Below are 20,211 nucleotides of genomic sequence, written 5' to 3'. Positions count from 1 at the left end.
GCCCAGGACTTCAGGGCGCGTGGTGCGCGCGGCATGGGGCTTGATCTTCTCGACGAACGCGTCGCCGGCCTCGATGTCTACTCCGGACTGCTTGTAGGTCGTTCCCACGGGCCGGCCTTGTACCCCTCCCGGGGGCCCCTGTCTCGGGCCTCGGATGGGACGTGTCGGGTTTGCGGCGGCTCGCTGCCCTGGGGCGCCCGCACGATATCGGTCTGGGATATTTGACCGGTGGGGTGGGGGCTGATTGACTCGCGGGCCAGATGGGCGCCGAGGAAACCCTCTTTCAACGTTTTGGCAAGGAGTTCCCCAAGGGCACCGAGCTCTTCCGCGAGGGAGAGATCGGCAAGGAGATGTTCGTCATCCAGTCCGGGAAGATCGCCATCTCCAAGCGCGTACGCGACGTGGAGAAGGTGCTCGCGGTCCTGGGGCCGGGCGAATTCTTCGGGGAGATGGCCATCATCTCCAACAAGCCCCGGAACGCCTCCGCCGTGGTGCATGACGACGCGAAGCTGCTCGTCATCGATCCCAAGACCTTCGAGGCGATGATCCGCGGCAACGCGGAGATCGCCGTGCGGATGATCAAGAAGCTGGCCGAGCGCCTCTCCGAGGCGGACGCCCAGATTGAAAACCTGCTCCACGGCGACCCCGCCAGCCGCGTCGTCCATCAAATCCTCCAGGCCTGCCAGACGCGCGGCCGGCCGCTGGAGGAGGGCGTGGAGGTGGACTTCGCCGTCCGGGAGATGCCCCGGCAGATTGGCGTGGGCGAGCCCGCCGTGCGCAGCATGCTGGAGCGCCTGGAGCGCGCGGGCCTCATCGAGCGGAGCGGCGACAGGATCACCGTGTACGACACGGCCCGGCTGCATGACTTCCTCAACTACCTCGAGATGAAGTGGAAGTTCGGAGACCTCTAGCGTGAAGCTGCAAGTCCTCGGGTGCCACGGCGGCGAGCTTCCCACGTGCAGGAGCACCTGCTTCCTCGTGGACGACGTGCTCGCGCTCGACGCGGGCGCACTCACCGGCACGCTCTCGTTGGATCAGCTCTGCAAGGTGGACGACATCCTCGTCGGCCACAGCCACTTCGACCATGTGAAGGACCTGCCGCTGCTCGCCGACCTGGTCATCGGCCGCAGGGACAAGCCCGTCACCATCCATGCCTCCCGCGAGTGCGCCAAGGCGCTGCGCGAGAACATGTTCAACAACTCGCTGTGGCCGGACTTCACGCGCATCCCCACGCGCAACAAGCCCGTCCTGGCCATCAAGACCTTCCGCGCCGGCAGCACCTTCCAGGTGGGCCCCTACACCGTGAAGAGCGTGCCGGTGAGCCACCCCGTGGAGTCGTGTGCCTTCATCATCAGCGACGGCAAGACGTCGCTGGCCATGAGCGGCGACACCGGCCCCACGGACAAGCTGTGGAAGGCGCTCAACGCCACGAAGAACCTGAAGGCGCTGCTGCTGGAAGCCAGCTTCCCCAACAGCCTCCAGGCCCTGGCGGACATCTCCGGCCACCTGACGCCCGCCACCGTGGGCTCGGAGCTGCGCAAGTTCGACCGCAACGGCGCCCAGGTGATGCTCTACCACCTGAAGCCCGCCTTCGTGACCCAGCTCAAGAAGGAGCTGGCCCCGCTGCCCGTGAACGTCCTGGAGCTGGGCGAGACGTTCCAGTTCTAGGGACGTGCCGCGGCGCGGCGTACGCGGGTATTGACGGCCCGAGGCGGGCGGATTAACCCCCGGGCCTCATGGCCTGGTTCTCCAAGAAGCCCCGCATCGCCGTCGACTCAGAGAAAGCCGCCGAGCCCCAGCCCTCCCGCATGCAGGGACTCTGGGCCAAGTGCGAGCAGTGCGACGAGATCATCTACCGCCAGGAGCTCGAGAAGAACTGGATGGTGTGCATGCACTGCGAGCACCACCACGCCTGGACGGCTCGCGCGCGGCTGGCGGCCACATTGGATCCGGACTCCTTCGAGGAGTTCGACAAGGAGCTGGAGCCCCAGGACCCGCTCGGCTTCACCGACTCCAAGAAGTACAAGGACCGGCTCAAGTCCACGCGCAAGAACCTGGAGGAGAACGATGCGTTCATCTCCGGCGTGGGCCGCATCGAGGGACACCCCGTCTCCATCGGCTCCTTCGTCTTCGAGTTCATGGGCGGCTCCATGGGCTCCGTGGTGGGTGAGAAGGTCACGCGCGTGTTCGAGCGCGCCTTCGAGCTCAAGTGCCCCGCGGTGGTGTTCTCCGCCTCTGGCGGCGCGCGCATGCAGGAGGGCATCTTCTCCCTGATGCAGATGGCGAAGACGTCCGCGGCCATTGCCCGCTTCCGCACCAGCGGCAAGCCGTACGTCTCCGTGATGCTCAACCCCACCACGGGCGGCGTGGCCGCGTCCTTCTCCTGGCTGGGCGACATCATCCTCGCGGAGCCCAAGGCCCTCATCGGCTTCGCCGGCCCGCGCGTCATCGAGCAGACCATCCGCCAGAAGCTGCCGGAGGGCTTCCAGCGCTCGGAGTTCCTGTTGGATCACGGGATGATCGACGCCATCGTCCACCGCAAGGACCTGCGCGGAAAGCTGGGGCAGATCCTCGGCATGCTGGGGTAGGGCAGCGGGCTTCCACCCATGGACGCGCCCCGCACCCCCGAAGAGGCCCTGCGCTTCTTCCAGGCGCTCAACCCCTCCGGCATCAAGCTGGGGCTGGAGCGGGTGAGGGACGCGCTCGCCGCGCTGGATCACCCGGAGCGGGACTACCCGGCGCTGCACGTCGCCGGCACCAACGGCAAGGGCAGCACCTGCGCCTTCGTGGCGCGCGCGCTGGAGGCCGCCGGCCACCGCGTGGGGCTCTACACGTCCCCGCACCTGGTGCGCGTCAACGAGCGGATCCGCGTCTCCGGTGAGGACATCCCGGACGAGGTCTTCGGGCAGCGCATCCTGGAGATTTTGGAGCGCTATCCCTCCGCGCTGTCGGATCCGATGACGTACTTCGAGTTCGGCACCGTGGTCGCGCTCTGGCACTTCTCCCGTGAGCGCGTGGACGTGGCCGTGCTGGAGACAGGCCTGGGCGGCCGGCTGGACGCCACCACCGCCGCGAACCCCGTCGTCACGTGCGTCACCCCCGTGTCCTTCGACCACATGGAGTACCTGGGGAACACGCTCCGGGAGATCGCCGGGGAGAAGGCCGGCATCTTCAAGGCGGGTGTCCCGGTGGTCCTGTCCCGGCAGGAGCCGGAGGCCCTGGACGCGCTCCTGCGCCGCGCGGAGCAGCTCGCCGTGCCCGTTCAGGTGGAGGGCCGCGACTTCGGCATCGTCCCAGGGGCCGATGGAACGCTGTCGTATCGGGGACCCGGTTGGTCGCTCGACGGCCTCACGCTCGCGCTGCGCGGTCCGTATCAGCACCAGAACGCGGCGGTGGCCCTGGCCTGCCTGGAGTCCCTTCAGGCCCGGGGCGTGGCGGTGACGCCGGAGGCCGCGCGCGAGGGGCTGGCCACGGCGCGCTGGCCGGGGCGGTTGGAGGAGGTGTCCCAGGACCCGACGGTGGTGGTGGACGGCGCCCACAACCCGGCGGGCGTGGCGGTGCTGCTGGAGGCCCTGCGCACCCTCTATGCCGGGCGGCCGTTGCACCTCGTCTTCGGGGTGGTGGCGGACAAGGACCGGGGGCCGATGATGCGAGCCCTGTTTCCGCTGGCGGCCTCCGTGCACCTCGCGCCGCTGGACACGCCGCGCTCGCTTGCCCCGGAGCGATACATCGCTGAAGCACGGATTTTGTGTTCACGGGTCGTCGCGCACTCCTCCCTGGAGGAGGCCCTAGCCGGAGCGAGGGCTGATGCAGTGGGTCGTCCGGACGGCGTGGTCCTCGCTACAGGCTCACTGTTCCTGGTAGGCGCCGTGAAGCGATGGGTTGACCGAAGCCTTGGCGCGATGCGGTATCAGCAGTAACTTTGCGACATGCGCCTGCCGGACTGGAGATCAGCGCTTCCGGGACCTCCGATGCCCACCGTCGATGAGGTCGACTTCCGGGCGCTGTACTCCAAGACCAACTACGTGGTGGAGACGGCGGACGGCTGGTCGCTCGTCATCACGCGCTACCGGCCGGTGAAACAGGCCTTCGCGCAGCCGCTGTTCGGTGAGCCGCTGCTGCTGGTGCACGGCTTCTCCCAGAACCGGCACACGTGGACGAGCGGCCAGTTCGTCAAGAACCTGCTCTTCTTCGGCGTGGACATCCACATCCTGGAGTTGCGCGGGCACGGCAAGAGCTCCATCGCCTTCCAGAAGGAGCGCGCCGAGCGCTTCAAGCGCCCGCTGCCGCAGGACCTGGACTACGGCTGGGACCTGGACAGCTACTTCCTCTACGACCTGCCGGCGGCCGTGTCCGGCGTCAAACGCATCACCCGCCGCGAGCGCGTCTTCTACTGCGGCCACTCCATGGGCGGCATGCTGGGCTACGGCTACGCCGGCATCCACGACGACTTCGAGGGGCTCATCACCATCGGGTCGCCCGCGGACCTGGGGCGCGGCTTCATGCTGCTGCGCATGCTGGCGCACGGCTCGCCGCTGCTCGCGGGTGCGGTGGACATGACGCTGGGCGGGCTGAACCTCAACCGGCGCGCGTCCTCGCTGGGCCTCTCGCTCCTGGCGAAGGGGGCGGGCGCCTTCAGCCCCGCGCTCCAGAAGCGCCTGGAGCCGGACGCGTCCAAGCCGCTCGTGTTCAACGCGGTGCCGGTGGACGTGGTGCTCAAGTGGGTGGAGCGCCAGCTGTCGCAAGCGGACGAGTCCGCGCTGTATCAGCGCTTCACGCGCAAGCTGAACCGGCTCATCAACACGGAGCGCGTCAGCCGGGACGACATCCGGTGGCTCCTGCGCGAGGGCGGCGAGCGCGAGCCCCGCAAGGTGATTGAACAGTTCGCCCGGTGGATCCGCCGGGGCGAGATGGTCTGCTACCGCACGGATTACGACTTCAAGCGCGGCTTCGGGAAGATTGAAATCCCCATGGCCATCATCTTCGGGGACCTGGATCCGCTGGCATCCGTGGAATCCACCCGCAGCGTCTACCGCGCCGCGAAGAGCGAGTACCTGCTGTGGCGGCCGGTGAAGGGCAACAGCCACGTCGAGCTCACCATGGGGCACGACATCCGGCAGATCTGCTACGACATCAAGAACCTCATCGAGTACACCCGCACGCACCGCACGCGCTCGCCGGCCCTGCCGCGCTTGCGTTGAAGCGCGGACGTTCCGGCCAGACTGAAAAGTTGGTGCCCCCCGGGTGCGTGATATTTTCGCGCGCGTCTGTCTTCTGACGCATGTCACGGGAGTGGTCGATGAGGGGCTTGGCGGTGTCTCTGCTGGGATTGTGGCTCGTGCCGCTGGTGGCGCTGGCGCAGCAGCCGGCGGATTACAACACCATCACCTCCGTCAACGTCAGCGGCGGGACGGTGGAGATCTCCGGCAGCAAGAAGCCGGACTTCAACAGCTTCACCATGACGGACCCTCCGCGGCTCGTCATCGACGTGTCCGGCGCCGTCTTCAAGGACGTGCCCGAGGAGCTGCCGGTCGGCAATGGCACCGTGACGGGCATCCGCACGCAGGCCTATGGCACGGAGTCCTCGTCCATCGCGCGCATCCTCATCGGCTATGAGCGCGAGGTGGAGACGGACATCCAGACCTCCGGCAACAAGCTGGTGGTGAAGGTCCTGGGCAGCGGGGGCGGCGCGGTCGTCGCGCAGGTAACCCCCTCGGAAGGGCAGGGCACCCCCGCGCAGGGGGCCACCGCGGCCAACACCCAGGCCGGCTCCAACGCGCAGGACGCGGCCCGCGCCGCCGCGTCGGACCGGGAGGCGCAGGAGAAGGCCGTGAAGGCCGCCGCCGACGCCGCCCGGGCGGAGCGCGAGGCCCAGGAGAAGGCCGCCGCCGAGGCCACCGCCCGCGCCAAGGCGGATGCGGACGCGGAGAAGAAGCGCCAGGAGGAGGCCCAGGCCGCCGCGAAGCGCCAGGACGAGGAGCGCCGCGCGTCGGAGCAGGCCGCCGCCGCGGAGAAGAAGCGCCAGGAGGAGGAGGCCCAGGCCGCCGCGAAGCGCGCCGAGGATGAACGCCGCGCCACCGCGCAGGCCGCCGCCGACCAGAAGCGCCAGCAGGAAGCGGACGCGAAGACCGCCGCCGAAGAGAAGCGCGCCGCCGCGCAGGCCGCCGCCGAGGAGCGCCAGGCCGCCGCGAAGACGGCCGCGGAGCAGAAGCGCGCCGCCGCGCAGACCGCCTCCGAGGCGAAGCGCCTGAAGGATGAGGAGCGCCAGGCCGCCGCGCAGGCCCGCCGCGAGGAGCAGCAGTCGGCCCGCGAGGCCGCCGCCGACCAGAAGCGCCAGCGTGCGGCGGAGGCCCGTGAGCGCCGCGAGCAGGCCGTGGCGGCCCGTGAGTCGCGCGCCCGCCCCAGCCAGGGCAGCGCCGCGGCCGAGTCGCGCGAGAGCGGCGGGGGCGCGGTGTCGTCGCGCCGCAAGACGATGACGCAGATTGGCTTCCAGCAGCAGTCGGACAGCTCGCGCGTCTTCGTGCGCACCAACGAGCCGGTGCGCTACACGGTGGGCACCTCCGGCAATCAGGTGGTCCTGGAGCTGGAGAACACGCGCGTGGTGGAGTCCAACAACACGCTGCCCCTGGACACGCACTTCTTCCCGTCGGCCGTGTCGCGGGTGGAGGCGTTCTCCGGCGCGGGCCAGACGGTGCGCGTCGTCATCCAGCTGAAGCAGGGGGTTCGCTATGAGACACGCCAGGAAGGCGGCCTCATCACCCTCGACTTCCCGCGCCCGGGCCGGTAGGACGGGGCGGGCGCCGTTGCCGGCACGGCGCCCACCGCCCACGCCTCCCGCATGACCTTCCTTGCCCCGGTCGTCCTGACGCTCTGGGTGTCGGCCCAGATTCCGCTGGCCACGCAGGTGGAGCTGCCCACCGGCGAGGTGGTGGAGCTCGCGGCCGACTACGTCGTCTTCGAGAACGACGTCCTCACCGCCCGGGGCCACTGCGAGCTGCGCAGCGGCCCCAACGTGCTGCGCGCGGATGAAGTGACGTACAGCGAGGCCACGCAGGTGGCCACCGCCACCGGCAACGTGATGTTCGTCAGCGGCCTGATGGCCGCCATCGCGGACGACGTGCGCGTGGACCTGCGCTCCAACGAGGCCAACGTGAAGGGCGGCCTCTTCATGCAGAAGAAGGGCGTCACCCCCGAAGCGCTCCAGGCCGCCAAGACGCCGGACGAATTGCGCAAGCTGGGGGAGACGCCCGTCCTGATGAGCGGCACGCGCATCCGCCGCACCGGAGAGACGGCCTTCTCCGTGGACGGCCTGGCCTTCACCCCGTGCCAGTGCGGTCCGGGAGAGCCTGGCTGGCGCGTGGAGGCGAAGGAGGCCAACGTGAAGATGGGCGAGCGCGCCATCCTCACCTGGCCCGTGGTGTACGTGCGCTCGGTGCCGGTGTTCGCGCTGCCGTGGCTGTACCTGCCCCTGGCCGAGCGCCGCTCCGGCCTGCTCATCCCCCGTCCGTCCAACTCAGGCCTCAACGGCTTCGGGCTGGACGTCCCCGTCTTCGTCACGCTGGGGGAGAGCTACGACCTGACGTTCACGCCGGGCATCTACACGGGCGGCGGGGACATCTCGAACCCCCGGTTCGTCGAGGTGGACGAGGACGGCAACTCGACGCCCATCCGCGAGCTCCGCCCCACCGGAGTGAAGGGCCCCCGGCTGCTGACCGAGTTCCGCTACGTCCCCAGCGACCGCACGCGCGGCCGGGCCACGCTGGGCTTCCTCTATGACTTGCGGCCCCGGTTGGATCCCACGACCTCCGACTTCCTCCGCGTCGTGGACCGGACCAACTCGAAGAAGCCCTTCTACACATCGCAGATCATCGACGAGAAGCGGGGCCTGCGCGGCGAGGCGTCCTGGCAGCACACGCAGGACCTGGGCGACGGCTGGCACGACCGCGTGGACGCGTACTTCGTGTCGGACGGCTTCTACACGCGCGACCTCACCGCCGACCTGCTGGTGCAGAACACCAACTACCTGCGCAGCACCGCCGTCGTGTACCAGCGCCGCGACGAACGCTACCTGGGGCTGGACGTGTCGCTGCGCCAGGACCTGCGCTACGCCTACCGCTTCTTCCAGCCGAACCCCGTCCCCGCGGTGGCTTCGCTGAGTGGCGACGCCTTCAACCCCCACGGCCCCACGACGTTCCAGCGCCTGCCGGGCATCACCCTGGCTCTGCCCCAGCGGCCCCTCTTCGGCGGACGGGTGATGGGCGGAATGCAGGTGGAGTACAGCCGGCTGGCGCCCCTGCGCAGCGGCGGTTTCGCGGACGACGGCTCCGACGGGCTCTTCTCGCTCAACGGCATCTGGCGCCCCGAGGGCACGCCTCTCGAGGCCGCGCCGGTGGTCGATGAACTGGAGGGCAACGGCCGCCTGGACCCCACCGAGCGCGAGGGCCGCGACCGCGTGTCGTTGGCCCCGCGCCTGTCCACGTCCTACGGGCTGGGCAACTGGGGCCGGCTGACGCCTTCCGTGGCGCTGCGCCAGGACGTGTCCGTGGGCGAGGTCTCCGGTCGCACCGCCGCGCGCGGCTACGCGCTGGCGGACCTGATGCTGGACTCGCAGCTGGCGCGCACCTTCGCGGACCGGGACACGCTCTACCGTCACACGATGTCCCCGTCGGTGAACCTGCGCTACGTGCCCGGCGGCTGGGGCCACGGGCTCACCGCCCTCAACGGCAGCGGCACCGGCACCGTGCCGCTCATCTACGACGAGTGGGACTCCGCGGTGCCGCTCCAGTCCAACGGCAGCGTGCGCGGCTTCCTCCACGCCGTGGTCGCCGTGGATCAGTCGTTGCGCGTTCGCAAGGGGCCCACCACGCGGGAGCCGCTGCGCCTGCGCATCGGGCAGGGGTTCGACCTGTCGCGCATCGCGCCCGTCGCGGGCCGGGACACCGTGCAGGGCAGCGTGGTGCGCGACACCTTCGCGCGGCTGTCCGCCAGCGCCGGCGTGCTCACCGCGGGCGGGCTCGTGCGCATGGACCCGACGACGCTCGACATCACCCAGCTGTCCGCCGACTTCACCATCGACAACGGCAAGGGCAACGCCCTTTACGCGCGGTACGACGACCTGCTGGCCGTGAAACAATTGTCAATTGATCGTGGGTTGGATCCTTTGGCACAAGGCCCCGATTTCGTGCGCCGGGGCGTGGACATGCTGGTGGGAGACGCACCTCGTCCCCTGCCGTCCCACAACGATCAAGTCGACCCCTCTCCGACCGAACGGGCACAGGCCCTCACTGTTGGTACGCGAATCAAGCTCGGATTCGGGCTCGGGTTGCGATACGAAGCACTTGTGCAGCCGCTTTATAAGGATCTGATTACCCAGGAAAGTCAGCCCCTTGCGCAGCAGACCTTTGGCGTGTCGTATGGACCCGCCTGTGACTGCTGGCGTATCGAAGGGGTTGTGATCCTGCGGCGCAACCAGACGCCGGAATTCGCCGGCGTGAATCTGAGTGTGGCCGGATTCGGATCCTTCGGGTCGGGAGGTTAGGAATCACCCGCCGTACGCGAGCGTTGCACACACCTCGGAAACATCCCCCCTAGAGGAGAAGTACTTCGTGTCGGATCTCGGAAAAAGAATTGGCCAGCGCATTCGCGAGCTTCGCACGCAGCGCCCGGAGCGATGGACGCAGGAAGAGCTCGCGGAGCGAGCGCAGATCAGTGTGTCCTTCCTGTCGATGATCGAACGCGGCGAGCGCGTGCCCCACGTGGAAACCCTGGCGGCCCTTTCCAATGCCCTCAGCGTCAGTCTCGGTGAGCTCTTCACGGGCACCGAGCAGACGCCTGCCCAGACGGAGGACCTGCTGCGTCCCCTTTCGGATTTCGCCCGTGCACGCGGCCTCAACGCGCGCGACGTGGACCGCCTGCTCGGCGTGGCCCGCGTGATGTTCAACGGCTCGGCGGCCTGAATCCCCTCCCGGGGAGGGCTCTTCCCCGTGCGTCTCCCTTCCGCCCGCCTCCCCCCCGGCGAGGCGGAGGGCCCCACGTAAGGATTGACCCCGGGGCCCCGCGTCCATAGCGTGGCTGGCTGATTCTTGAATCAACCAGTCATGGGAGGACGCGTGGGCCAGCAGAAGACGGCGCCGGAGAACGGGACGCGGGAGAGCGAGCGTCGCCGCACCATCCTGCGGGCCGCCATCGACGTGTTCGCCCGCAAGGGCTACCACGGCTGCCGTATCGCGGACGTCGCCAAGGAGGCGGGCGTCGCGTACGGGCTCGTCTACCACTACTTCAAGAACAAGGATGAGCTGCTGGAGACCGTCTTCGAGACGGGCTGGAGCGGCTTCATTGCGCGTGCGCGCGCCGTCGCGGAGAGCGAGGGGCCGCTGGTGGAGAAGGTCCGCCGCATCGCGGACGTGGCCTTCGATGCCTACCGCGTGGACCCCCGCGCGGTGAAGGTGCTCATCCTGGAGATTGCCCGTTCACCGGCCGGAGCCCGCATCAACCGGCAGACGGCCTTCGTGGACGTCATCCGCCTGAGCGCGCAGATGTTCACCCGCGCGAAGGAATCAGGGGAGCTGCGCCCGGACGTGGATCCGCTGCTCGCGTCCGCGCTGCTCTTCGGCTCCATTGAAATGGGGCTCACGGCCTTCGTCGTGGGGCTGGCGGACGCGCGCGACACGGCGATGCTCGAGCGCGCGAAGGCGCAGATCGCCGACTCGTTCCTCCACGGCGTGCTGCTGAGCAGCGCGTCCTCCAAGTCGGAGCCCGCGAAGCACGAGCCCGCGAAGCACGAGCCCGCGAAGCACGAGCTTCCGCGGGGTGAGGAGCCCCAGGACGCGGCCCCGCCGAAGCGGGAGAAGGCCGCGCCCAAATCCCGGACGCCCAAGCGCGGCTGAGAAGAGGCCGCGCGGCGCGCTACGGGTTGCTCAATCCGGGCGCGTTGGTGGCCACGCCCGGCGCTTCCGGGGCGCCGGTGAAGTCCAGCTTGAGCAGCGTCTGGCCATCCACCCAGCGGTCATCGGCCTTCACGCCCCAGTGGAGGTGCGGACCGGTGACGCGGCCGGTGCTGCCCACCAGGCCCAGCGGGTCGCCCTGCTTCACCTGCGTGCCGTCCTTCACGTCGATGCGCGACAGGTGGAAGTACGCCGTGTAGAGCCCCGCGCCGTGGTGCACGAGCACGGTGTTGCCGGACGCGTAGTTCTCACGCGTCATCACCACCGTGCCGTCGTTGGCGGCGACCACCGGCGAGCCCGTGGCGCCGTCCAGGTCCACGCCGAAGTGCTGCGTCTGCAGCTTGCCGTTGAACGAGCGGCGGTCGCCGAAGGGCGCCGTCACCGTGGCCTCGCGCGGCCAGGCGAAGTTCTGGCCGAACAGCGGCGTGTGGAAGGGCTGCGCGAACGCCGCGGCGAACGCCTTGCGGTCCGCCTCCATGCGCGCCTTCACCGCCTTGGGCGGCTTCACGTACTTGTTGGCCACGCGCAGCTCGCGCTCGCGGAAACCCGGCGCGCCAACCTTGAGCACGCCGGACAGCAGCACCGGCAGGCCGCGCCCGGGGGCCGTGACGTCCACCGCCACGGTGCCTTCCGTCTGCTCCACCGGCAGGCTGGAGAGGGCCGCGTAGCCGTTGTTCCACGCGAAGAAGCGCAGGGGCCGGCCCGCGATGGAGCCCGTGGGCAGCGAGGACGCGCCGCTCACCATCACCAGCACCGGGTCGCCTGGCTTGGGGTTGGAGGGCTGGAGCGACAGGCGCGGCCCGTCCAGGGGCGCCACCTTCATCGGTGCCAGCTCGCCCTGGAGCACGGCGCCCGTCGTGGGCGCGCCCGGGGCGCGGAGGCCCGACGCGGTGGGCGTGGCCGAGGAGCCCGGCACGCTGCCCGTCACCACTGCGTTGGGGGCGGTGGGCGTGGCCGCGGCGAGCGCCGGAGACCCGGAGGCGAGCAGGGAGAGGACGAAGAGGCGGGCGGCGGAAGGGGTCCGGGCGGGCATGGGCCGTTCTTTACACCACGCACGCGCGGAACCTTCCCGGACCGGCGTCGGGCGTGTTGGCTGGCTGCTTCTCTGCCCGGAAGGGCTCGGCTGGCTGACTCCCGGTGGACGCCTGGCCGCACGTCCTGACGGCAGGCTCCAGAGATGTGCCATTGCCGGTACTTGGGTGCCCTCGGAGGCGAAAGGGTGTTCCTGGCCGGACGTGCAGCAGGCAGCCGTGCCAGTTCTCCCCGTGTCAAGGCGTTACGGACGGCGAGGGGCTCCCTAGCTTTCCGACATCAACGCAGCACATCAATTTCGAAAGGGAGAGCGCGCATGCCTCGCTCCTACAGCTTCGACCACTTCCAGGTTCCCAAGACGCTCCCGCCGCAGAAGCGCGGCCTTCGTCAGCGCGACAAGGAGCACCTGGCCCAGTCGTCGCGGGTGTCGGTGGACGAACACGAGGGCATCCACTACGGCAAGAGCCACGCGCAGACGGAGGAGATCCTCAACGCGCGCAAGATGGAACTCCAGTTGGAGGAGCTGGCCCGTCCGGAGGCGGACGCCAAGTTCTCCCACGGGCCGGTGTCGCGCGTGAGCGGGGCGTCGAAGAAGAAGCAGCGCAAGGCGGCGGCCGCGTCGCCCATCATCGGGACGACGGCGCCCATCGGCGCCCTGCCGCCCACGCAGGAACGGCCGCTGCAGCAGGGCCGGCTGCCGGACCTCATCGACGAGGCGCGCCGGCAGCTCAAGGCCATCCGGTCTGGCGTGGGTGACGTGGCGTCGGCGATGCGGCGGCTGGCGTTGCTGCCCCTGGATGCGGTGCGCCTGGCGGCCCGCCGCATCATTCCGGCCTGAGCAAGAAGGGGAGGGTGAACGACGCGTGGAGCTGACCCTGGTCTCCTACAACATCCACTCCGGCATCGGCGTGGACGGAGCTTTCGACCTGGAGCGCGTGGGTCTGGTGCTCCGCGAGGTGAACGCGGACATCATCGCCCTGCAGGAGGTGGGGGACTTCCGGGGCAAGACGTCCCGGGAGGACCAGCCCGAGCACCTGGCCGCGATGCTCGGGATGCACATGGCCTTCGGACCCAACGTGGTCCGAAACGGCCGAAGGTACGGCAACGCCATCCTCAGCCGGCTGCCGGTGCTCAAGTCGAAGAACTATGACTTGAGCGTGCCGCGCCGCGAGCCCCGGGGCGCGTTGAGGTGCGATCTGGACCTGGGAGGAGGGCAGCAGCTGCACGTCTTCTGTCTCCACCTGGGCCTGTCCGTGAGCGAGCGGCGGCGGCAGGAAGCGCTCCTGCTGTCCGCCGACCTGCTCCGCGACGCGGCCCGCAAGGACCCCATGGTGGTGTGCGGGGACTTCAACTCCTGGGGCAACGGGCCGGTGTCGTCGCTCGTGCGCGAGGCCATCCACGACGCCGCGTTCGAGCTGGGCGCCGCCGCGCGCACGTACCCCACGCGGCTGCCCCTGTTCCGGTTGGACCGCATCTACGTGGACTCGGGGGTGCGGCCCGTGTCGGTGACGCCGCACCGCTCGCCGCTGAGCCGCGTGGCGTCGGACCACCTGCCGTTGGTGATGCGCTTCGAGGCGCCCATCGCCGTGCAGCCGCCTGTCGCACCGCCGGTGCAGCTGATCGGCTAGGGGTGTGGGCTTGGGGTAGGCTCGCACCGGAGTCCGGTGGTTTCTCGCGTTGAGTGGCCGACGCTGGCGAACGCCGGACAAATTCCTCGCGCCGTGGTTGTCGCGGGGAGGTGGGGTGCCTAGGTTGGCGCCCACGCGCACAGGGACGTGAGCGTCGGCCGGAGAGCGCATGCACGTGGGCAGTGAACAGACGGACCGCGGCGTCGCCGCGCTCGTCGGGCGCATGGCGGACGGCTTCAGTCGGTTGGTGACGCAGCACCTCCAGTTGGCGCGCGTGGAGCTGGCGGAGGACGCGAAGGCCATGGGCCTGGACGTGGCGAGCATCGCCGTGTTCGTGCCCTTCCTGCTCGTGGGGTACGCCTTCGTCTGCGGGGCGCTGGCGGCCGTGCTCGCTCCGTGGACGGGGTGGGCGGGTGCGCTGGCCCTGGTGGGCGCGGTGAACCTGGTGGGCGGCGGCCTGGGCATCCTGCGCGCGGTGAAGCGGATGAAGTCACGCCAGATGATGGATGACAGCGTGAGCGAGCTGTCGCGCAGCATGGCGGCGCTCACCAATGCGCAGCCGCGAGTGGCCGCGGCGCCCGGGGTGAACACGCTGAAGGACGCAACGGGAATGGCTTTCAAGGAGCCGCGGGATGGGCGCTAGCAACGGACACCTGCCGCGCACGAGCGCGGCGCTTCGCGAGGAAATCGAGCGCACCCGGGCCGACCTGGCCACGTCGGTGAGCGCGCTCCGGGTGGAGGTGGCGGAAGTCACCGACTGGCGCCAGTGGGTGCGCAAGCATCCCTACACCTGCGTGGGGACCGCCTTCCTCGTTGGTTACCTGGTGGGCTCGCGGCGCTGAACGGCGCGAGCGGGCCTGGATGCAGAAGCTTCTAGACGCAATCGGAAAACGAACGCACAGCAGAGGGCTTCCATGGAAATCAATCCTCAGCAGATGGCAGACCGGGCGCGGCAGATTCAGGATCAGCTGCCGGACATGGACGAGGCGCGGCAGAACCTGGTGGACCTGAACAACCAGGTCGTCGGGTTCATCAAGGCCAACCCGGGCACGTGCCTCCTGGGCGCCATCGCGGTGGGCTTCATCGTGGGCCGCATCGCGTCCCGCTAACCGGTTGCCTGAAAGCGAGCACGGACATGACGAACTACTCGGGCACGACGGGCAACGGAACGGCGGGACACGGCGACGACGCGGGCTTCGGCCAGCGCGTGGATCAGCTGGGCTCGGACGCGCAGCAGTTCATCGACAACGCGCGCAGCGCGGTGGCGGACCTGGGGCAGACCCTGGACCTGAAGGGGCGCGTGGAGCGCAACCCCTATGGCACGTTGGCCATCGCCGTGGGCGTGGGCTACGTGCTGGGCGGTGGCCTCTTCACGCCGCTGACCGGGCGCATCCTCAAGCTGGGCGTGCGGCTGGCCGCGCTGCCCTTCGTGAAGGATGAGCTGATGGGCATGGCGGAGTCCGCCTTCCAGGGCTACCAGACGGGCCGTGGCCCGCCGCCGTCGGGCAGCGTCTAGGTTTTCCGAAGCAACCCGCGTCTTTCCCCCGAAGTCATTTCCCTGGAGTCGGACATGCTGAGCCTGAAGGACTTGAAGAAGCTGGACCGGGACGACGTGCTGGACCTCATCGGCCTGGAGACGCGCCGCTCGACGGCGGAGACGGCGCTGCCGGCGCTGGGCATCTTCGCGGCGGGCGTGCTCGTGGGCGTGGGCGTGGGCCTGCTGCTCGCGGACAAGCCGGGCCAGCAGCTGCGCGGTGACCTGCGCCAGCGCATCCAGGGCGGCCAGGACAAGCTGGCCACGGCCATCAACACCGCGCGTGGCTCGGAGACCCAGCAGGGCGCCGGCTCCACGGTGCCGCCGGGTCAGCGGACGACCTGATTCCAGGGCGTGCCTTGGAGTCGCACACGGGCCTCTTCCCGCTCATGGCGGGGAGGGGCCTTCGTGTTTCCGGCGGAGGGGGAGGGCGAATGGCCTAGGATGCGAGGCGATGGGCGAGCCTTCGCATCAGGAGCAGACCCGGTGAGCGCGGCGAAGAATCGACGGACATCCGGTACGAAACCGCCCGGGGCGACACCGCCGCCGAGACACGACACGCCCGTGGACATGCCCGCCGTGGATGAGTCCTCGGCGCTTCCCGCGCGAAACACGGACACGCCGTGGGCCTCCGGACCCGATGGTGCGCTGGGGCAGTTGCGCGCGCTGGAGACGCTGGAGTCCGCCTACGACTCGTGGGCTGAGCTGAAGCGCGAGCACGCGGCCTCCGTCATCCAGTTCCGCGAGGAGCAGGCCCGGCTCACGCAGCAGGGTTCATTCCTGCTGGGCGCGGTGCGCGCCGCGGGCATGGACGCCGGTTCGACGACTCCGGGTCTCCAGCAACAGGGATCCGCCAGCGACTTCCTGCGCGATGCGGAAGCCAAACTCACCAAGGCCCGGGACGCCGTCTCCCAGCGCGAAGCGGAGAGCGAAGCCCGCTACCAGGCCGCGTTCACGGAGGTCCGCACCACGCTGCTGGACCGCGTCCAGCGCTACCTCCAGCGCAGCCAGCCGCACCTCACGCTGCTCCTGCGCCGCGTGGGCGCGGAGCGCTCCATCCTCCACGTCGCGCGCGTGCAGCCGGATGAGGCCGTCCTGCTCTGCTATCTGCTCACGCAGCGGGTGCCATCCCGCTACGGCTTCCTCTTCGACGACTCCACCGAGGACCTGTCGCTTCCGCCCGCGCCGCTCTACGCGGAGGAGTCTGTCGCCTCCGACGCCGTGCGCCCGGACGCGCCGGGCCTGCTGCGCGTCATCGACGCGAGCACGGACGTCGTGCCGCTCAAGGGCTTCATCCCCTTGCGCGTGCCCAGGCCGGGAGGAGGAGAGGACTTCTTCCGCCTCCTCCAGCGCGGCGCCGTGATGGAGGTGGAGATCGCGGACGGCCCGGAGTTCCGCAGCATCCTCACCCGCGAAGAGTCGGAACGCTTCGCGGGCCACCTGCTGCGCCTCAAGCTGGAGGAGCGCATCGGCCTGGACATCGAGGCCGGATAGACGCGCTCAGTTCGTCCGGACGATGCCCACTTCCGCGGTGCCCGCCAGGACGACGCTGCCCAGGAAGAGGTTGTCGGACTCAGGGCCGCCCATGCGCACGGCCTGGAAGATGACCAGGTAGGTCTGCTTCGGGTTCGGGAACGCGGTGGCGGGAATGGTCACGCGCGCCTCGCGGAACAGCGCCGGGGTCGCCGCCAGCTGGAGGAACTCCACCGGCGACGTGGGCACGTTCGAATAGGTGGACTGGCCCTTCTCTCCGTTTGAACCCAGCGGCACCACCGTTACGAAGCCCAGCGTCCGGTCCTGGTTCGGCGGAGGCGCCGGCCGGTCGAACGCGAACGCAGTGTTGGCGTTGATGCGCACGAAGCCCTCCGCCGGGTGGAACGCCGGGATGGCCTCCTTCGTGGGCGCGTCCTCCACCCGCGCCTCGTACTTCGTCCCGCCCTGCTCCGCGAAGAACGAATAGGTGGCTCCGGACGCGTACTTCAGGTCGTCCGTGGAGTCGCTCGTCACACCGTAGCTGCCGCCGCCCTGGCCGTTGAGCGGGACGCCCGCCGCGCTCCCGGCGTTCAGCGTCACGGTGGCCCCGCTCAGGCCCTGCGGCTGCGAGTTCTCCCCCGACTTCGTCCCGAAGAACACGAACGCCGCCGTCTGCCCGGGGAAGCTCACCACGTCCCCTCCGTCCGGCCCGAAGGTCCCCGCGTCGTAGCCCGCCATGGCGGACGCGGACACGTCCACCTGCGGCGTCGAGAGCAGGGTGCCCACGATGACGTGGTCCGCCTTGAGCTGGTTGGTCGTCTTCTCCAGGTCACAGGCGAGCGGCGACAGCAGGGACACGGTGGCCAGGGCGGACAGCAACAGGCGTTTCATGGGCACTCTCTTGAACGGGGCACGGGTGACGGCGGCCAACCATACCGCGCGTGTTGCCCATGGGCGCGGGGCTCCGACGGAGTATCCTGTGCGCCGCTCGTGCAACGCCTCCGCATCCACTCTTCTGGCCGCCGCTTCCTCCACCGGCTCGGCTTCTCGCTCGCCATGGCGGCCCTGTTCGGCTGCCTGCTGGGCCTGCTCGTCTCCCAGCGCGATACGGGCCCCGTCCGGCCGGAGGACACGCCCGCGCCCTGGCTGTCGCCCTCCGGCTTCATCGACGGGCTCTCGCGCTGGATAGACGGCGGCGAGCGCGTCTTCTACGACTGGCGCATCCGCCAGCTGGGAGAGGTGTCCGAGCGCTCCGACCGCGTCGTGCTCGTCTCCATCGACGACGACACGCTCGCCGAAGCCCAGCAGGGTCCCCGCGCGGACATCGCCGCGTACCCGTGGCCTCGCCAGGTCATGGGCGGCATGGTGCACCGGCTGGTGGAGGAGGGCGCCTCCGTGGTGATGCTGGACTTCGCCTACCCGGAGCTCAGCCCCCGCGCCTGCGTCACCCCCACGCGCTCGGGCCGGGGCGCCCTGTCCCAGGACGACGACGCGCTCCGTGCCCTCCTGGACCAGGACCCCGGCCACTCCGTGCTCGCCTTCCGCTGGGGCGCCGAGGGCACCCGCACGCTGCCTCCCACCGGCCGCCTGTGGCCCTACCGCGTCCGCCTGGGCAGCTACCCCAGCGTCACCGAGGCCCGCACCCGCGCCCAGTCCGTCCTCGCCCTCCAGCGCCCCGCGTTCCTCATCCCCGCGGGCAAGGCCCTGGAGGTCTGGGCCGGCGTCGCGGACGAGGGCGAGGGCCGCAGCCTGGGCGAGCAGCTGGGCACCGCCGCCGCGTCCATCCAGGAGCGCCGCGCCGCGGACGACGCCTTCCGCGTGGCCCCGTCGGACCTGTTCCTCGCCCTGGCCTCCGTGCAGGTGCAGGGGCTGGATCCGGAGAAGCTCCTGGAGGTGCGCCAGCTCCAGCACCCGGTGACGCCGCTGCTCAGCCAGGCCAGCGGCTACGGCGCCACCACGCTGCCCTCGGACTCCGACGGCGTGGTGCGCGGCGTGCCCCACCTCGTCGCGTACAGCCCGCGCGGGGGTGAGCGCTACGTCCTGCCCTCTCTGCCCCTGGCCGCCGCCATGCGGCTCGCGGGCACGCAGAAGCTGCGGTACGCGGAGGGGCGCCTCTACATCGGGGACAAGTACTCCGTGCCCATGGACGCGGCCGGATACAGCCTGTTGCGCTGGGAGGCCCCGGCCGCCACCCGCGGTGCTCGCGGCCCGCTCGCCCGCTCCATCCGCGCGTGGAACGTGCTGCTCAACCTCTTCGACTCGCAAGAGGCGCGGCCCGTCCGCTTCGACCACGACCTGGATGGCCGCGCCGTCATCCTCACCAACACCAGCAGCTACGCGCCCGAGCGCCGCGTGACGCCCATCGGGCCGGGCATCGCCAACGGCGCCGTGCTGGGCCAGGCGCTCGCCAACATCCTCGCGTCGGACGGCATCACCCGCGCGCCGCCGAAGGTGGACATGCTCGCCACCATGGGGCTCGCGTTCATCGGCGCGTTCCTGGCGCTGTCGTGCAGCTGGCTCCTGCGCTCCGTGGGCGGCGCCTTCCTCTTCGTCTGCGTGGCGGTGGCGGCCGGGGCGGGCTACGTGGGCGCGGCAGGCTACGTCTTCGTCCATGACCAGGTGTGGATCGCCGTCGCGGGGCCGCTGTGGTCCGGCGGGCTCGCGTTCCTGGTGACGACCCTCTACGCCTTCCGCACCGAACAGGACGTGCGCGAGTTCGTGCACAGCGCGCTGGGCCGCTACGTCAGCCCGGACGTGGCGCGGCTGGTGGCGCGCGACGTGAGCCTGATGAAGCCGGAGCGCCGGCAGATGACCGTGTACCTCTGCGACATCGAGGGCTTCACGCGCCTGTCGGAAGCGATGCCGCCGGAGCAGCTGGTGCCGCTGCTCAACACCTTCCTCACGGAGATGACCGCCGTGGTGCGCGCCACGGCGGGGCAGGTGGACAAGTACATTGGCGACTCGGTGATGGCCTTCTGGGGAGCGCCCGTGCGCACGGACCGCCACGCGCACCTGGCCTGTGAGGCGGCGCTGAAGCTCCATGCGGCGCTCGCGCAGAAGCAGCCCCTCTGGGAGAAGCAGTTCGGCCACCGGCTGTCGGTGCGCGCCGGCATCGACACGGGCGACCTGCTGGTGGGCGACATGGGCAGCGAGCTCAAGTCCCACTACACCGTGATGGGCGAAGCGGTGAGCATGGCAGGCCGGCTGGAGGCGGCCAACAAGGAGTACGGCACCCAGGTGCTGGTGGGGCATGCCACCGCGCAGCTCGCCAGCGACGCCTACGTCTTCCGAGAGGTGGACCGTGTGCTCCTGAGAGACCGCCCCCAGCCCGTGCGCGTGCACGAACTCCTGGGCCGCCGGGGCGAATTCTCTCCGGAGAAGCAGGCCGGCATCGCCCTCTACGAGAAGGCCCTCACCGCCTACTACGGGCGCGACTTCATCGTGGCCCAGGAGCTGTTCCGCCGCTGCACCGTGGAGCACGGCGACCCGGTGGCCCGCGTCTACGTCCAGCGCTGCCAGCGCCTCATCCAGGCCCCGCCGCCCGAGGACTGGGACGGCGTCATCCGCTGGGGCCGGCGCAGCACGGACGCGCGCTAGGCAG

Annotated in this window: 20 protein-coding genes and 1 pseudogene; 18 read left to right on the top strand and 3 right to left on the bottom strand. The window is 70.1% G+C overall.

Annotated elements, in window-relative coordinates:
• Positions 1-108 (bottom strand): annotated as a pseudogene (locus D7Y15_RS17810) (phosphoribosylformylglycinamidine cyclo-ligase); the annotation flags it as partial.
• A 152-nt stretch (positions 109-260) separates the two neighbouring features.
• Between D7Y15_RS17810 and D7Y15_RS17805 the strand changes: the two are divergent.
• From D7Y15_RS17805 to D7Y15_RS17765, 9 genes are all read left to right on the top strand, one after another.
• Positions 261-911: a Crp/Fnr family transcriptional regulator gene (locus tag D7Y15_RS17805; RefSeq protein ID WP_120549954.1), complete on the top strand. Its 651-nt coding sequence runs from the start codon at positions 261-263 to the stop codon at positions 909-911.
• A gap of 1 nt (position 912) precedes the next feature.
• Positions 913-1,668: an MBL fold metallo-hydrolase gene (locus D7Y15_RS17800; protein WP_121753330.1), complete on the top strand. Its 756-nt coding sequence runs from the start codon at positions 913-915 to the stop codon at positions 1,666-1,668.
• A 68-nt stretch (positions 1,669-1,736) separates the two neighbouring features.
• Positions 1,737-2,588, top strand: a complete 852-nt coding sequence (gene accD / locus D7Y15_RS17795; protein ID WP_120580706.1) for an acetyl-CoA carboxylase, carboxyltransferase subunit beta — start codon at positions 1,737-1,739, stop codon at positions 2,586-2,588.
• 18 nt (positions 2,589-2,606) lie between these two features.
• Complete coding sequence (locus D7Y15_RS17790) at positions 2,607-3,920, top strand: folylpolyglutamate synthase/dihydrofolate synthase family protein (RefSeq protein WP_199745940.1); 1,314 nt, start codon at positions 2,607-2,609, stop codon at positions 3,918-3,920.
• A 9-nt stretch (positions 3,921-3,929) separates the two neighbouring features.
• Complete coding sequence (locus D7Y15_RS17785) at positions 3,930-5,201, top strand: alpha/beta fold hydrolase (RefSeq protein ID WP_120580705.1); 1,272 nt, start codon at positions 3,930-3,932, stop codon at positions 5,199-5,201.
• Between the two features lie 98 nt (positions 5,202-5,299).
• Positions 5,300-6,787: an AMIN domain-containing protein gene (locus D7Y15_RS17780; RefSeq protein WP_169822070.1), complete on the top strand. Its 1,488-nt coding sequence runs from the start codon at positions 5,300-5,302 to the stop codon at positions 6,785-6,787.
• A 51-nt stretch (positions 6,788-6,838) separates the two neighbouring features.
• Positions 6,839-9,538, top strand: coding sequence for an LPS-assembly protein LptD (locus tag D7Y15_RS17775; protein WP_121753328.1), 2,700 nt, complete (start codon positions 6,839-6,841; stop codon positions 9,536-9,538).
• 67 nt (positions 9,539-9,605) lie between these two features.
• Positions 9,606-9,956: a helix-turn-helix domain-containing protein gene (locus tag D7Y15_RS17770; RefSeq protein ID WP_014398120.1), complete on the top strand. Its 351-nt coding sequence runs from the start codon at positions 9,606-9,608 to the stop codon at positions 9,954-9,956.
• Positions 9,957-10,109: 153 nt separating this feature from the next.
• On the top strand, positions 10,110-10,886 hold the full coding sequence (locus D7Y15_RS17765) for a TetR/AcrR family transcriptional regulator (RefSeq protein WP_121753334.1): 777 nt from the start codon (positions 10,110-10,112) through the stop codon (positions 10,884-10,886).
• A gap of 19 nt (positions 10,887-10,905) precedes the next feature.
• On the opposite strand, the gene D7Y15_RS17760 is transcribed toward D7Y15_RS17765, so the two are convergent.
• Positions 10,906-11,976: a M23 family metallopeptidase gene (locus tag D7Y15_RS17760; protein ID WP_121753327.1), complete on the bottom strand. Its 1,071-nt coding sequence runs from the start codon at positions 11,974-11,976 to the stop codon at positions 10,906-10,908.
• Positions 11,977-12,291: 315 nt separating this feature from the next.
• On the opposite strand from D7Y15_RS17760, the gene D7Y15_RS17755 reads away from it, so the two are divergent.
• From D7Y15_RS17755 to D7Y15_RS17720, 8 genes are all read left to right on the top strand, one after another.
• Positions 12,292-12,813, top strand: coding sequence for a hypothetical protein (locus D7Y15_RS17755; protein ID WP_120577363.1), 522 nt, complete (start codon positions 12,292-12,294; stop codon positions 12,811-12,813).
• 25 nt (positions 12,814-12,838) lie between these two features.
• Positions 12,839-13,603 (top strand): endonuclease/exonuclease/phosphatase family protein, encoded by a 765-nt coding sequence (locus D7Y15_RS17750; RefSeq protein ID WP_120577362.1) that lies wholly within the window; start codon positions 12,839-12,841, stop codon positions 13,601-13,603.
• Positions 13,604-13,772: 169 nt separating this feature from the next.
• Complete coding sequence (locus D7Y15_RS17745; RefSeq protein WP_120577361.1) at positions 13,773-14,246, top strand: phage holin family protein; 474 nt, start codon at positions 13,773-13,775, stop codon at positions 14,244-14,246.
• Positions 14,236-14,445, top strand: a complete 210-nt coding sequence (locus D7Y15_RS17740; RefSeq protein WP_120577360.1) for a DUF3618 domain-containing protein — start codon at positions 14,236-14,238, stop codon at positions 14,443-14,445. Before D7Y15_RS17745 ends, D7Y15_RS17740 begins: the two co-directional genes overlap by 11 nt.
• Positions 14,446-14,517: 72 nt before the next feature.
• Positions 14,518-14,712, top strand: a complete 195-nt coding sequence (locus D7Y15_RS17735; RefSeq protein WP_120594639.1) for a hypothetical protein — start codon at positions 14,518-14,520, stop codon at positions 14,710-14,712.
• A 26-nt stretch (positions 14,713-14,738) separates the two neighbouring features.
• Complete coding sequence (locus D7Y15_RS17730; RefSeq protein ID WP_121753326.1) at positions 14,739-15,119, top strand: hypothetical protein; 381 nt, start codon at positions 14,739-14,741, stop codon at positions 15,117-15,119.
• A gap of 54 nt (positions 15,120-15,173) precedes the next feature.
• Positions 15,174-15,482, top strand: a complete 309-nt coding sequence (locus tag D7Y15_RS17725; RefSeq protein WP_121753325.1) for a YtxH domain-containing protein — start codon at positions 15,174-15,176, stop codon at positions 15,480-15,482.
• Positions 15,483-15,707: 225 nt separating this feature from the next.
• Positions 15,708-16,631, top strand: coding sequence for a hypothetical protein (locus D7Y15_RS17720; protein ID WP_199745941.1), 924 nt, complete (start codon positions 15,708-15,710; stop codon positions 16,629-16,631).
• A 6-nt stretch (positions 16,632-16,637) separates the two neighbouring features.
• Here the strand turns inward: D7Y15_RS17720 and D7Y15_RS17715 are convergent, their stop codons facing one another.
• Entirely contained in the window at positions 16,638-17,501 is an 864-nt protein-coding gene (locus D7Y15_RS17715; protein ID WP_121753324.1) for a hypothetical protein, read from the bottom strand.
• A gap of 99 nt (positions 17,502-17,600) precedes the next feature.
• On the opposite strand from D7Y15_RS17715, the gene D7Y15_RS17710 reads away from it, so the two are divergent.
• Positions 17,601-20,207, top strand: coding sequence for a CHASE2 domain-containing protein (locus D7Y15_RS17710; protein WP_368667364.1), 2,607 nt, complete (start codon positions 17,601-17,603; stop codon positions 20,205-20,207).
• Positions 20,208-20,211 lie beyond the last annotated feature (4 nt).

Origin of the sequence: Corallococcus sp. AB030, assembly GCF_003668965.1 — a bacterium.
Taxonomy (GTDB): Bacteria; Myxococcota; Myxococcia; order Myxococcales; family Myxococcaceae; genus Corallococcus; species Corallococcus exiguus.
Note: the sequence above shows the minus strand (reverse complement) of the source record. Positions and strands in the feature narration are given on the sequence as shown.

Bases quoted from the DNA above. Each gene is read 5' to 3' on its own strand.
- accD (WP_120580706.1), top strand. From the start codon at position 1,737: ATGGCCTGGTTCTCCAAGAAGCCCCGCATCGCCGTCGACTCAGAGAAA.
- D7Y15_RS17755 (WP_120577363.1), top strand. From the start codon at position 12,292: ATGCCTCGCTCCTACAGCTTCGACCACTTCCAGGTTCCCAAGACGCTC.
- D7Y15_RS17775 (WP_121753328.1), top strand. From the start codon at position 6,839: ATGACCTTCCTTGCCCCGGTCGTCCTGACGCTCTGGGTGTCGGCCCAG.
- D7Y15_RS17740 (WP_120577360.1), top strand. From the start codon at position 14,236: ATGGGCGCTAGCAACGGACACCTGCCGCGCACGAGCGCGGCGCTTCGC.
- D7Y15_RS17720 (WP_199745941.1), top strand. From the start codon at position 15,708: ATGCCCGCCGTGGATGAGTCCTCGGCGCTTCCCGCGCGAAACACGGAC.
- D7Y15_RS17745 (WP_120577361.1), top strand. From the start codon at position 13,773: ATGCACGTGGGCAGTGAACAGACGGACCGCGGCGTCGCCGCGCTCGTC.
- D7Y15_RS17780 (WP_169822070.1), top strand. From the start codon at position 5,300: ATGAGGGGCTTGGCGGTGTCTCTGCTGGGATTGTGGCTCGTGCCGCTG.
- D7Y15_RS17760 (WP_121753327.1), bottom strand. From the start codon at position 11,976: ATGCCCGCCCGGACCCCTTCCGCCGCCCGCCTCTTCGTCCTCTCCCTG.
- D7Y15_RS17735 (WP_120594639.1), top strand. From the start codon at position 14,518: ATGGAAATCAATCCTCAGCAGATGGCAGACCGGGCGCGGCAGATTCAG.
- D7Y15_RS17805 (WP_120549954.1), top strand. From the start codon at position 261: ATGGGCGCCGAGGAAACCCTCTTTCAACGTTTTGGCAAGGAGTTCCCC.
- D7Y15_RS17715 (WP_121753324.1), bottom strand. From the start codon at position 17,501: ATGAAACGCCTGTTGCTGTCCGCCCTGGCCACCGTGTCCCTGCTGTCG.
- D7Y15_RS17785 (WP_120580705.1), top strand. From the start codon at position 3,930: ATGCGCCTGCCGGACTGGAGATCAGCGCTTCCGGGACCTCCGATGCCC.
- D7Y15_RS17730 (WP_121753326.1), top strand. From the start codon at position 14,739: ATGACGAACTACTCGGGCACGACGGGCAACGGAACGGCGGGACACGGC.
- D7Y15_RS17790 (WP_199745940.1), top strand. From the start codon at position 2,607: ATGGACGCGCCCCGCACCCCCGAAGAGGCCCTGCGCTTCTTCCAGGCG.
- D7Y15_RS17725 (WP_121753325.1), top strand. From the start codon at position 15,174: ATGCTGAGCCTGAAGGACTTGAAGAAGCTGGACCGGGACGACGTGCTG.